The sequence below is a fragment of the Sporolactobacillus sp. BBK16-2 genome (genome assembly GCF_059878335.1).
In genome coordinates this window covers 3299510-3312788 of record NZ_CM187611.1, presented here as the reverse complement: position 1 = coordinate 3312788, position 13279 = coordinate 3299510, and the positions used below count along the sequence as shown (strand labels likewise).

Here is a 13279-nt window from a genome sequence, read left to right as displayed (position 1 = left end):
AATGGATGAAAATCAGAATCAAATGTCGGAACAGGTGCGGGCAGGTTTTCCTTGGAAGCAAGTCATTGGGCTGCTGCTTTCACTGGCACTTACTTTTATCGCCCTGTGGATTGCTGTTGGTTTGTCGTTGCCGGTGCATGTTACCCTAACAATTATTGTTGGATTAGCCATTTTTCAGGCGTTCATTCAGCTGTTCATGTTTATGCATGTGACAGAAGGAACTGAGCCTGTCCATCAACTCATTGGCATTCTTTTTGGTATTTATGTTGCATTTGCCGTTGTTGGCGGAACATTATGGATATTAGCCTACGCGCTGTAAAAAGGCGCACTATGTTAAAATTAAGGCGGAGCGCTTGTTGCCCCGCCTTTTCTGCGCAAAGAAAATATATGGGTAAGTTCATAAATCAGTCAAAAAACGGCATTTTGTGAATACTTATGAATTTATTTGATTGATAATGAACGTTTTTCACTTTATAATTAATTACTTGAGAGACCTTTCGGGTTTTTAATAGAGGCGGTCTGTAAATATGCAAGCGATTCCCTGGGAAACCGGGAAATCGCGGCCTGAAGGGTATGGATCTGTGTCAAGCGGCAGACAATACAAAAGATTAACCGATCTTAGTAATGAATCCGCTCTCTATTTGATCGTTTGAACTTTAGGCCGCAATTCGTGATTATAATAAAAATTTTAATTAGGAGCTGATCATTCGTGATCTATACGTGCACACTGAATCCGGCGATTGATTATTTTCTGCAAGTGGACAATTTCAGAGCCGGTGAATTGAACCATGTCAAAGCTGACCGTAAAATGCCCGGTGGAAAAGGCATCAACGTCTCTAGAGTTTTAAAACATTTAGGACAGAACTCCATCTGCCTCGGTTTTATCGGCGGCTTTACGGGAGAATTTATTAAAGGAAAGCTCGCTGAAGAGGGAATTGAAGCTGATTTCGTTCCTGTTGACGGTGATACGCGAATTAATGTAAAGCTGAAGAGTGATACAGAAACAGAAATCAACGGTGTTGCACCGCAGATTACTGACGAACAGTTGAATGCTCTCTTTGCAAAGCTGGAAAAGCTGACTGCCGATGATATCCTTGTTCTTTCCGGGAGCGCTCCTGCCACTCTCCCTGTTACCATTTATAAAGATATGATGGATCACGTGGCTGCAAGTGGAGCAAAGGTCATTGTGGATACGAGTGGCAAGGCCTTCCGTGAAATTGTTGAAGCAAAGCCATTCCTTGTAAAGCCGAACCATCATGAACTTGGCGAATATTTCGGTGTAACAATCGATAGCTTCGATGAAGTCAAAGTCTATGGCAAAAAGCTTGTTGAAAAAGGAATTGACCATGTCATCGTTTCGATGGGCGGCAAAGGTGCGATCTACATAGACAAGGATCAATACCTCTATGCTCCGCCGGCTAAAGGCGAATTGAAAAACTCAGTCGGTGCCGGAGATTCTTTGGTTGGCGGCTTCTTATCTGAGTATGCCGTGAGCGGCGATTTCAAGAAAGCATTCCAAAAAGGCGCGGCATCAGGTAGTGCAACAGCATTCTCTGTTGACCTGTGTACAAAAGAAAAAGTAGAAGAAATGCTGCCGCAAATTAAAATTAGTACGATCTAAAGGCAGCTCTGTTGTGGCTGAGAAAGATGGGCATAAAGTTTTAAAGAGAAATCATTAGGACTCCGCCACTGATAAAAATCAACTGGGAACCATTGTTAGATAAGAGAGGATGGGAAATCATAATGAAAGTGACGGACCTGTTAACGGCAGCGACCGTTAATTTGGATTTGAAAAGCACGACTAAGAAAGATGTATTGGACGAACTGGCGTCAACACTGGACAAGGCCGGCAAATTAAACGACCTGACCGAATATCGCGCAGCTCTTGACAAGCGCGAAGAACAAAGTACAACGGGAATCGGCGACGGTGTTGCCATTCCTCACTCAAAGACAGCTGCTGTTAAAGAGGCTGCAATTGCGTTCGGTCGTTCCAAAGAAGGAGTCGACTTCCAGTCTTTAGATGGACAGCCGGCACACCTGTTCTTCATGATCGCCGCTACAGACGGCGCCAACGCTACGCACCTTGAAGCGCTGTCGACCTTATCGACTTTCCTGATTGATGCAGGATTTCGTGAAAAACTGATGAATGCAGCAACTTCCGAAGAGATAGTTTCCTTGTTTGACGAGCAGGAATCAGAAAGCGAAAATGTGGCTGCCGAAGAGAAAAAAGCAGCAGAAAACAATACGGACGGATATGAAGTGTTAGCCGTAACCGGATGTCCGACCGGGATTGCGCATACCTATATGGCTGCTGATGCCTTAAAGCAGAAAGCAAAAGAAATGGGCGTATCAATTAAAGTACAGACCAATGGTTCGACAGGAATTAAAAACAGACTTCAAGCGGACGAAATCGAAAAAGCTAAGGGTATTATTGTTGCCGCCAGTATTAAAATCGACGTAGAACCATTTAAGGGAAAACCGCTTGTTCAGGTACCGGTTACTGATGGTATCCGTAAGCCGGAAGAACTGATTAATGAAGTAATCGAAGGCAAAGCGCCTGTTTATCAAGGCGACGGCAGTGCTCCTAAAGCAGCTGCCGAAGAAGAATCAAAAGGAAAAAAGATAAATATATACAAGAATCTGATGAACGGTGTTACCTATATGCTGCCCTTCGTGGTCGGCGGCGGTATTCTGATTGCTATTTCTTATCTGATCGCATCACTTACCGGGGTTGAACTGAGACATGTAGCCAGTGTTGCGGATGTTCATGATTTCCCAACTCTGCTCAGTTTTATCGGAAACGGCAACGCGATGTACTTGATGATACCGATTTTGGCAGGTTTTATTGCAATGAGTATTGCTGATCGTCCCGGACTTGCGCCAGGTATGGTCGGCGGACTGATGGCACTGACTAGCAATGCCGGTTTTCTTGGCGGCTTGATTGCCGGATTCCTGGCAGGCTATGTAGTTGAACTGGTGAAATGGGCATTCCAGAAATGGCCGCAATCGCTTGATGGATTAAAACCGGTGCTGATTTATCCGGTATTCGGTATTTTTATTACCGGTGCACTCATGTTCCTAATTAATCAACCGATAAGCGATTTTATGGAGGCAATGACTCATCTGTTGAACAGTATGGGCACAGGAAATCTCGTTCTGCTCGGTTTGATTCTCGGCGGTATGATGGGTATTGACCTTGGCGGACCATTTAATAAAATTGCTTTTACGTTTGGCATTGCAATGATTAGTGCCGGCAACTTCTACCCTCAGGCGGCAGTTATGGCCGGCGGTATGGTGCCACCGCTTGGTATGGCACTTGCCACAACACTGTTTGCACATAAATTCAATAAATCTCAGCGTGATGCTGGAAAAGTAGCTTATGTGCTTGGCGCAGCCTTTATTTCCGAAGGAGCCATTCCGTTTGGGGCAGCAGATCCAATCCGGGTCATGGTGTCAACAACGATCGGTTCTGCACTCGCCGGCGGGTTAGCACTTTTGTTCGGCATCGGACTTCGTCCACCGCACGGCGGAATCTTTGTTATACCGCTGGTCAGCAATGGAAACCCGTTCCTTTATGCACTTGCAATTATCATTGGAACGGTCGTCACTGCAATTATTTACGGCATTTGGAAAAAGCCACTTAAAGAGCAGAAAAGTGCTTAATATTTGGTTGTAACTTGATTTTTTAAAAGTATTGCTTATGAACCGCAGAAGAGCAGCACGCCTGCACTCTGCGGTTTCATATAAATTAATTTTTTATGATTAAACAGAAAAAAAGTTGATACAGTTAATTTTGACAAATAAAACACATTAATTGTACTCGCTTTCAATTTGAAAAAACTCTTGATATAATAATAACTGTTACGTTTTCCTAACATTTGTTTATTGGGGAAAATTAATTCGAGGTTTTTCGGATTTATCAGTTCTTGCAGATACATTTGACCTACAATTGTATGTGTAAGTGAAGTTAAGTCAGCATGATCTCCTGTTGCGAGTGTTGATGAGAACGGTTCGATGTCAAATGGGCCGTATACGCTGTGACAAGAATGAGCGATTAATGAATCGCTGAACTTTTTATATCTGAAGGGTAGGGTGAACGAAAAGATGTCAGAAAAAATTACTGGTATTGCTGCTTCCGCAGGTATTGCTATTGCCAAGACTTTCATTCTTAAAAATCCGGATCTGTCCTTTGAAAGAAGTACAGTTACCGATAAAGAAGCAGAAAAGAAAAAGCTGAACGACGCTCTTGAAGTATCCAAAAAAGAATTGACGACCATTAAAGAAACGGCTGAAAGGGAACTAGGAAAAGACAAGGCGGAAGTATTTGCCGCACACCTCATGTTCCTAAGTGATCCTGAATTTGTCGGTCAGGTTGCATCGAAAATTGATGATGAAGGTCTGAGTGCTGAGTCAGCACTTGACGATGTATCAAGCTTCTTCATTCAAATGTTTGAAGGCATGAAGGATAATGAATACATGAGAGAACGCGCGGCTGATGTTCGTGACGTATCCAAACGTTTGCTGGCTCATTTGCTCGGTGTTTCCTTCACGTCTCCGGCGAGCATCACTGAAGAAACGGTGATCATTGCCGAAGATCTGACACCTTCAGATACCGCACAATTGAATCGCAAATATGTTAAAGGCTTTGCAACAAATATCGGCGGACGCACTTCGCACTCAGCGATCATGTCCCGCTCAATGGAAATTCCTGCTGTCGTCGGAACAAAAACCGTTATGGCGCAGGCTAAAGAAGGACAACTCGCTATTATCGACGGATTGAATGGTGAAGTTATTCTTGATCCAAGCGAAGAAGAAGTTAAAGAATACAAAGCGAAACAAGCTGCTTATAAAGAACAGCAAGAGGAATGGAAGAAGCTTGTTCATGAAACAACGAAAACAAAGGACGACGCACATGTTATTCTTGGTGCAAACATTGGCAATCCTGGCGATGTGACCGGCGTATTGAACAACGGCGGCGAGGCAGTCGGATTGTATCGTACTGAGTTCCTGTACATGGGCCGCGATAAACTCCCGACAGAAGACGAACAGTTTGATGCGTATAAAGAAGTTCTAGAAAAAATGGAGAATAAACCGGTCGTTATCCGTACGCTCGATATCGGTGGAGATAAGAAACTCTCCTACCTTCCGCTTCCAGAAGAAATGAACCCATTCCTTGGCTTCCGTGCGATTCGTCTCTGCCTGGAACGTCAGGACATCTTCCGTACACAGCTTCGCGCCTTGCTTCGAGCAAGCTCTTATGGCAAGCTGCGCATCATGTTCCCGATGATTGCGACGATTGACGAATTCCGTCAGGCAAAAGCAATTCTTCTTGAAGAGAAAGCGAAGCTCGTTGACGCCGGGACAAAGATTTCGGATGATCTTCAGGTCGGCATGATGATGGAAATTCCTGCTGCTGCTGTATCGGCAGATCGTTTTGCTAAGGAAGCAGATTTCTTCAGCATCGGCACAAATGACTTGATCCAATACACGATGGCTGCGGATCGAATGAACCAGCACGTGTCTTATCTTTATCAGCCATGTAACCCATCCATTCTGCGCCTTGTCAGCAAAATCATTGACGCAGCACATGCGGAAGGACATTGGGCAGGCATGTGCGGTGAAATGGCCGGCGATGCAACCGCGATTCCATTGCTGCTCGCACTTGGTCTTGATGAATTCAGCATGAGTGCCACATCGATTCTGCCGGCAAGAAGCCAGCTGCTGAAATTGTCCAAGGCAGACTTGGCAAAACACAAAGAAGCATTCCTCAACCTTGATACGGCTGAAGAAGTGCTTGACTACGTCAAAACAAAAATGATCTGATTCTAAGTAATAAAGAAAACGGACAGGTGCCCATTATGGGCTGCTTGTCCGTTTTTTTAAAATATTTTTTTGGTACGGCGCAATGCAAAATACGGATACCTGTAAGTTGAGGTATCCGTTTTTGTATGAAGCTCTTATCTTTGTTTTTTTACTATTGGAATATAAATGTCACATATCTTTCCCGTGTCCGACATGCATCGGTCATCATACAGTTCGAAGTCGGCACACCCCGGCGCATACTCGTATCCGGATTGAGCAAACCACTCATTAAAGATGTAGTTCCAAGTGCCCTGAATGGCAGCCACGAAGGTTTCGGCATTGCATGCCGGTGTTGAAAACACAGCATAAGTTGCAGGCGGCAATTCACAAACGTGATAGCTATCCGGAATTGTTGCGTCATCCTTGGGTTCAACACCGATGACATAGTCAAATGCACCGGTTTCAGGATCTTCCGGAAAACACGCACCGTACTCATCGTGTTTTTTGATAAAGCCCTCGGCGTGAAGCTTTTCCATACGCCCATCATTCATATAGTTGTTCCAAAAGTTTGGTATTTCTTTACTATTTTCTCCATCGGATGAAGTCGTTTTGAGGGCAAATCCTGCGAGTTTTACAGCGGAAAGGGTAACAAATCTCGGTTCCAAAATAATTCCTCCATTCAAATATTTGTTTGTGCGGGGAATGCTTGGCGGGAACGGACGATCACAATGCGCATGCAAACGGTAGGTTCCAGGCGAACAGCCGAAATAACGACGAAAAGCTTTACAAAACCCCGAGTGGGTCTCAAACCCATAGTTCAGAGAAATATCGAGAATTCTCCGGCCGGAAGTCAGCTCATAAGCTGCAAAAGCAAGGCGGCGGTTTCGTACATAGGCCATCACTGAATAACCAACGCCCCATTGAAAGAGCCGACAAAAATGCCAAGTCGAAAACCCGGCGCGTGCTGCTAAATGATCTGCGTTGATATCGTCTGTGATATGCTCGTCAACATATTCCAGAGTATCTTGCAAAATTGCTGTCATGTCCATAAAGCATTCCCTCCAACCGTACGGTAAGCTTAGTATAGCAAAGCAACAAAAAGATGCTGTTCCAAAATGGCGAAGTTTTATAGAGGATGCATTTTTAGAATTCAAAAAGCACCGCAAAAGTTAGTTTTTTAGCCTAACTTTTGCGGTGCACATCATAAATCTGTTACGTACTATTTATTCAGAATTTGCTCAAAGACCTTTTTAACCTTAGGCGTGACATAGTGGCTGCCGCCGTGTTTTTCGGTGTTTTCAACGATCATGGTGACCATCAGTTTAGGGTCATCCGTATTATAGGCGACGAACCAGCCGTTTTCCCGGCCGGATTCACCCTGTTTCTGTTTGAATTCCGGAGTACCTGTTTTTCCGGCAATGGTCAAACCATTTATTTTCGCATCATGTGCGGTTCCTGAAGAATTGTCAACAACTTGGATCAGATCCTTGTTTAACAGTTGAGCAATACCTGCAGACATCACATTTTTCTTCCAGAAAGTTGGCGGATTATTGGTTTTGATCAGTCGCGGCTTGATCATGCTTCCGTCATTAACAAATGCTGAATAAATCAATGATAAATGAAGCGGGTTGACACTGACTTGGCCCTGACCATATCCGGAATTGGCAAGAAGCGATTCACTGTCCAGTTTTCCGTCATTTGAGATGGTCGATTTGCGCATCGGATACTCAATTGGCAAGGATTCGCCAAACCCGAATTTCTTGACATCGGAGGCAAAAGTTGAGCCGCCGATTTTGAGTGCTGCCTGCGCAAAATAAATATTGTCCGATTTGAACAACGCAGTCTGCAGATTGACCTTAGGATCATGATTGACTCGAGTGACATAGTAGTCTCCCCAAGAACTGTTCTCCTGCCATTTGCTTCCGCTGATTGCAATCTGCGTATCAGGACTAATTGCTTTATGAGTTAAAGCGATCGCCGCAGTCAGTGGTTTAAAAGTTGATCCGGGTGCGGATGCAGCGGTAAAACGATTTCTTAACGGTTGTTCCTTGTCATTGCTCAATTTTTGGTACTCACTCGATGAGATTCCAAGGACGAAATCATTGGGATTATAGGATGGTGCGCTGACCAGTCCGAGTATATCGCCGTTCCTCGGATCAATAGCAACTCCGGTTCCCGCATCCTTTTTAAGCTGGCCGTACAGCGCATCCTGAACGTTTCGATCGATCGTCAGCTGAATATTCTTACCGTTAACCGGATTTTTTTTCGCAATAGTTCCGGCTGCTGCTCCTGTTGGATCAAGTAAAAGGATTGCTGCGCCATTGTGCTGACGGAGCTGTTTTTCAAACAGCAGCTCGAGTCCGGTTTTACCAATCACTGAGTTGGCGTTGTAGCCCTCGTTTGGATGCTCTTTCAAAAGCTCGGCAGTCATTTTGCCAACATATCCGGTTAAATGTGCACTTGCATTTTTATCGGGATAGACCCTGCTTGCAACGTCTGTTTTAACCACACCAGGCAATTCGGTAACATCTTTCACCAGCTTGGTTTTCGACGCATCAATGGTAGTAATAGGAACAAGACTGTCCACCTTGACCCATGAAGCGGCAAGAGCCTGATTAATTTGTTCTTTGCTGACACCAAGCAGCTCGGTCAATTTTTTGATTGTGGCTGCCTTGTCACTGTCCGAACCCATCTTGCCGGGAATAAGATCAATCCGATCGGCAGTTCCATTGATCGCCAATGGTTTGCCGTTGCGGTCGACGATTTCTCCGCGCGTACTGGCCAACGTATCGACACGTATTTTGGAACCGGTGCTCATACCCGGAAGAATCATGCTCGGTTTCCAGCTGACGTACCAATTCTGCTTTTCCTTACGTTTCTCTTCCTTTAATTGTACCGATTGAGAAAATTTTACCGGGCCGGCTACCGTATTGAGCGTTGCATTCAGCTGCACAATTCCTTCTTTTTTCGTGTTTTCTTTAATGCTGGTTTTCAATTTTCCTGCTTCTATTGCATCATAAATTCGTTTGTATCTGGAAACAAAGTCTGTTTTGCTAACGCTTTTTTGCGATTGGTTTGAAAGAAAGTTATACATTTTGGAAAAGTCTTGTTTCTGCCATGCTTTGACATAGTCTTCCATACGATCCTTTGCTGTCGGCTGATTTCCGCAAGATGAGAGTGTGAGAAGTAAGACAGCGAAAATGATCAAGAGGACGGGGAGCTTAAATTGATATTTATTCATTAAGGGAAACACCTCCATAAAGTTCGGAACGGGGTCAATTCATCTCATATATATTCCAGCAATACTGATTCCATGCGGGTTGTCCAACTAGCTACTCAATTCTTATTATATAGGATAGAATGTCGAAATGCCGATAAACTTGCTAATAACAATTTTAAAACTCTGTAAAAAATGTATAATCTGGTTGAAAACATAGATTTTATCTAGTATTTTGCGTATAATGATCATGATTTTGACATGAATAGTCATTATAATTTATTCGTTTTAAATGAAAATGGAAGTGAGTGATCGAGCAATATGGAAAAAGTGATCGAGTTCAAGAATGTATCGAAAACATATCCAAACGGTACTCAAGGACTAAAGCATGTCAATTTATCGATTGATAAAGGGGAATTTGTTGTCATTGTTGGTCTATCCGGCGCCGGAAAGTCGACGCTGTTACGTTCAATTAACCGTTTGAATGAGATCACTGAAGGGGAAATCGTGATTAAAGGAAATTCGATCACAAGGGCAAAAGGCAAGCGGCTCTTGCGCATGAGGCGCGATATCGGCATGATCTTCCAAAATTTTAATCTCGTAAAACGTTCCTCAGTTTTGAAGAATGTCCTGTCGGGAAGGGTTGGCTATCATTCAACGCTTCGGACGATTCTTGGCCTTTGGCCGAAACAGGATGTTACGCTGGCATTGTCGGCGCTGGATCGTGTAAATATTAAAGAAAAGGCTTATTCTCGAGCAGATGAACTCTCCGGCGGCCAGCAGCAGCGTGTGTCGATTGCACGCGCATTAGCCCAAGAGGCGACTATTATTCTCGCTGACGAACCAGTTGCGTCCCTGGACCCTGTGACAACGGTTCAGGTTCTTGATGATTTGAAACGCGTGAATCTAGAACTTGGCATTACAACGGTCGTCAATTTGCACTCCGTTGATTTGGCAAAGAAATATGCGACGCGTATTATCGGCATTCGCGCCGGTGAAGTTGTCTTTGACGGTTCTGTGGACGAGGCAGTTGATGAAACGTTCGATCAAATCTATCAACGCTCCGGCAAAGGGCAGGGAGCGGAGGCGAATAGTCGGTGAATCTAGCAAAACGGAGAGTAGCGAAGCTCAAGCTAAGTCTGATCATACTATTTTTTATTCTGCTTATTTGGAGTGCTTCGAAGCAGACGGGAGTGTCGCTGGTTGAACTTTTTTCAAATTTATCGAATATGGGTGCGTTGCTCGCACAAATGTTTCCGCCCGATTGGAGCTATTTTAACTATGTAACCTCGGCCATGCTGGAGACGATTCGAATGGCGGTGCTCGGAACGACCTTCGGCGGGATCGTCGCGATTCCTTTTGCGTTGTTTGCTTCACGAAATATTGTGAAAAAAGGATGGATTGCTATTCCCTTCCGATTTGTCATGAATTTAATACGAACGATACCGGAACTGCTACTTGCGGCATTGTTTGTTCCGATCTTCGGCATTGGTTTTGTATCCGGAATATTTGCTCTGGCTGTCTTTTCTTTTGGGGTTATAGCCAAGCTTGCCTACGAGTCGATCGAGGCGATTGACAAGGGCCCGCTTGAAGCGATGACTGCCGTTGGCGCAAATAAATTACAGTGGATTTTTCTCGGTGTTATCCCGCAAGTAGTTGCTCCATATATGTCCTATTTCCTCTACTGTTTTGAAATCAATGTGCGTGCGGCAACGATTCTCGGTTACGTCGGTGCCGGCGGTATAGGACTGTATCTCAGCCGGACACTCGGTTTTCTTCAATACGACCGTGTCATGTCGATTATCCTCTACACCTTTGTTGTTGTCTTGATCATTGACGGACTCAGCAATAGAATTCGGGAGAAGCTGATATGATGAATACAACGATGAAAAAACCTCTTATGAAGCGTCTCAGAAATTGGACGATTGCTCTTATTGTGCTTATTATCTATGTTTGGGCATTTACGGGTTTCTTCAAAAATTTCGAATTAAAACCAACCGCTTTGCAAGCAGCTAAGGCTATTTTTTCCGGCATGTCTCATCCTGATTGGGGCTATGTCAGCCAGCCTGGCGGTGAAGATTTACTGCATGCATTACTTGAAACCTTTAATATCGCCGTTCTTGGTACATTTATTTCCGCAATTCTTTGCGTTCCCTTTGCATTCTGGGCAGCGAGAAACATGAACCGCTATCGTTTTGTTTCCTCGGCAGGAAAGATCTTTCTGAGTGCGATTCGTGTATTTCCGGAATTAATCATGGCACTTCTGTTTATTAAAGCTGTTGGTCTGGGAGCCTTTGCCGGCGTACTTGCGCTGGGCTTTCACTCAATCGGTATGTTAGGCAAGTTGTTTGGCGAATCCATTGAAGATATGGATTTTAGCGCTGCAGAGGCGTTGCGGGCATGTGGTGCAAATAAATTTCAGACCTTATGGTTTGCGATTGTCCCGCAGGTCATGCCACAATTCTTCTCATATACGCTTTATCGTTTTGAAATCAGTGTTCGTTCCGCGGCTATCTTGGGTATGGTTGGCGCCGGTGGTATCGGTGCCCCGCTCATCTTTGCACTGAACGCGCATCGTTGGGATCGAGTCGGTGTTATTCTGCTCGGTATCATCGTTATGGTATCAATTATTGACTTGATCTCGGGTGCGATCCGCAAACGATTGGTCTAATTGAAACATATTTTCTGTCCGATAAAGAAAAATTATAGTTTATTGCATCGTTGACGAAAGAGGTGCAATAACTCGTAAGATGTGCGGATGTCCGGACTTGTAACGAATCGGAAAAAAAGTTGAAACGGAATCACGAAAAGTTGAAACGAATGAAGTTCGGTAATGAGATAAAAGCAAGGCTGGAGACGATGAGTCGTCTTTGACCTTGCTTTTTATAGTTTCTTAGATTAAACCTATCAATATTTAAACATTAGAAAACTTGGCTTCGTCAAGCTTCTGATAAAGATGAAGGCTTAGTTGCGACGACCATGGATGGCCTAGGTACGGTGAGCCGCAGGACGCGGCGTTTTACCGGACCACTTACACTAAATTCCGTTAAATCTTTATACTTTATTGTTTGTGTAAAATAAAACCCCGGCGAGCTGCCTAAGCAGTGAACCGGGGCTGTTTTTGCTTTATTGTGTTTATTCGCCGATTTCTTTGTTGTATTTACGAACGGTGTCAAAGTTTGAGTCCTTGGAAGGTGCATAGCCAACATGGCTGTAAATAGCATAGATGACTTTTTCGCCTTCAGGATCTTTGCCGATCGAAACAAATGCATCAGAGATTTTTTTCTGCCATTTCTTAGACATATCCGGACGTACACTGATTGTATCGTTTGGAATTTTTTCTGTTTGGAAGAGATAGTGTGTGTCTTTGAATACATTCGGGTTTTCGGCTTTAACAATGTTACGCGCATCTACGAATACCGGTGCTGCATCAACATCTTTATTAAGAACAGCCAGAACGCCTTTATCATGACCTTGAAGAGTTACACCGGTAACATCTTTCTGCGGATCAACTCCTGCTTTCTTCATTGCAACAGCAGGGAATACATAACCGGCAGTTGACGTAGCATCCTGCCAACCAATTTTTTTACCCTTCAAGTCTTTGATTGATTTAATTCCTGAGTCATTTCGTACAAGCATACCAGAATAGTAGTAGTCTACTTTTTCAGTTGTATTTGATCCGTCTTTTGGATTGACACCATAGCGCTGTGCTTGCAGCAATACGTCTGCATAACCTTTTTCATGGGCAAGAACGTAGCTGGTAGGAGGCAAGAATCCGATGTCCATTTTCTTTGATGACATAGCTTCAATAACGCCGTTATAGTCGGTAGTAACTTGAACCTTTACCGGAATACCGAGTTTCTTAGAGAGAAGATCTCCAAGTGGTTTCGCTTTTGCTTCGAGGGTATCTGCGTTTGAAGAAGGAACAAATCCGATGACCAGCTTTTTAGGCACATATGATTTGGATTTTTCGGCAGAGTTGCTGTTTCCGCATCCAGCTAGAATACTAACGATAAGACCGAGAGCGAGAAACAGTGTGAAGCTTTTCTTGAACATAAAAAAATCGCCTCCGAGGGTTTAAATGATGTAGACATAAAACGTCTTCATCAATCATAATTCATTTTTTTCCAAAAGAATACTAAATGTGACAAAGTTATCAAATTTTTTACATTGACGTGTAATTTCTCACTTTTTTGATGATTTTATGTAAGGGTATTTTTTTTGACGCAAATCGTTCATAGCATGTTAGTATGGTAGTGG

General features: G+C 43.8%; 10 protein-coding genes. 7 read left to right on the top strand and 3 right to left on the bottom strand.

The features are described from left to right. The first annotated feature begins 1 nt into the window (after window position 1). From qoxD to ptsP, 4 genes are all read left to right on the top strand, one after another. Complete coding sequence (qoxD, locus tag AC6F33_RS16445; RefSeq protein ID WP_255747770.1) at window positions 2-319, top strand: cytochrome aa3 quinol oxidase subunit IV; 318 nt, start codon at window positions 2-4, stop codon at window positions 317-319. A gap of 390 nt (window positions 320-709) precedes the next feature. Further along, window positions 710-1621: a 1-phosphofructokinase gene (gene pfkB, locus AC6F33_RS16440; RefSeq protein WP_255747769.1), complete on the top strand. Its 912-nt coding sequence runs from the start codon at window positions 710-712 to the stop codon at window positions 1619-1621. Window positions 1622-1743: 122 nt separating this feature from the next. Beyond that, window positions 1744-3663, top strand: a complete 1920-nt coding sequence (locus AC6F33_RS16435) for a PTS fructose transporter subunit IIABC (RefSeq protein ID WP_255747768.1) — start codon at window positions 1744-1746, stop codon at window positions 3661-3663. Window positions 3664-4104: 441 nt separating this feature from the next. Continuing rightward, on the top strand, window positions 4105-5823 hold the full coding sequence (gene ptsP, locus AC6F33_RS16430) for a phosphoenolpyruvate--protein phosphotransferase (protein ID WP_255747767.1): 1719 nt from the start codon (window positions 4105-4107) through the stop codon (window positions 5821-5823). Between the two features lie 134 nt (window positions 5824-5957). Here the strand turns inward: ptsP and AC6F33_RS16425 are convergent, their stop codons facing one another. Beyond that, on the bottom strand, window positions 5958-6851 hold the full coding sequence (locus AC6F33_RS16425) for an effector binding domain-containing protein (RefSeq protein WP_480948213.1): 894 nt from the start codon (window positions 6849-6851) through the stop codon (window positions 5958-5960). A gap of 170 nt (window positions 6852-7021) precedes the next feature. Continuing rightward, on the bottom strand, window positions 7022-9043 hold the full coding sequence (locus AC6F33_RS16420) for a penicillin-binding transpeptidase domain-containing protein (protein WP_500777459.1): 2022 nt from the start codon (window positions 9041-9043) through the stop codon (window positions 7022-7024). 306 nt (window positions 9044-9349) lie between these two features. Here AC6F33_RS16420 and phnC point away from each other — a divergent pair, with 306 nt between their 5' ends. Genes phnC through phnE (AC6F33_RS16405) form a run of 3 tightly spaced genes read left to right on the top strand, consistent with a single transcriptional unit; the run spans window position 9350 to window position 11690 of the window. Further along, on the top strand, window positions 9350-10120 hold the full coding sequence (phnC, locus tag AC6F33_RS16415; RefSeq protein WP_255747932.1) for a phosphonate ABC transporter ATP-binding protein: 771 nt from the start codon (window positions 9350-9352) through the stop codon (window positions 10118-10120). After that, entirely contained in the window at window positions 10117-10893 is a 777-nt protein-coding gene (phnE, locus tag AC6F33_RS16410) for a phosphonate ABC transporter, permease protein PhnE (RefSeq protein ID WP_255747764.1), read from the top strand. Before phnC ends, phnE (AC6F33_RS16410) begins: the two co-directional genes overlap by 4 nt. Beyond that, window positions 10890-11690, top strand: a complete 801-nt coding sequence (gene phnE, locus AC6F33_RS16405; protein ID WP_255747763.1) for a phosphonate ABC transporter, permease protein PhnE — start codon at window positions 10890-10892, stop codon at window positions 11688-11690. Before phnE (AC6F33_RS16410) ends, phnE (AC6F33_RS16405) begins: the two co-directional genes overlap by 4 nt. A gap of 464 nt (window positions 11691-12154) precedes the next feature. On the opposite strand, the gene AC6F33_RS16400 is transcribed toward phnE (AC6F33_RS16405), so the two are convergent. After that, a complete protein-coding gene (locus tag AC6F33_RS16400) occupies window positions 12155-13075 on the bottom strand; it encodes a phosphate/phosphite/phosphonate ABC transporter substrate-binding protein (protein ID WP_255747762.1) in 921 nt (306 codons plus the stop codon). Window positions 13076-13279: the final 204 nt, after the last annotated feature.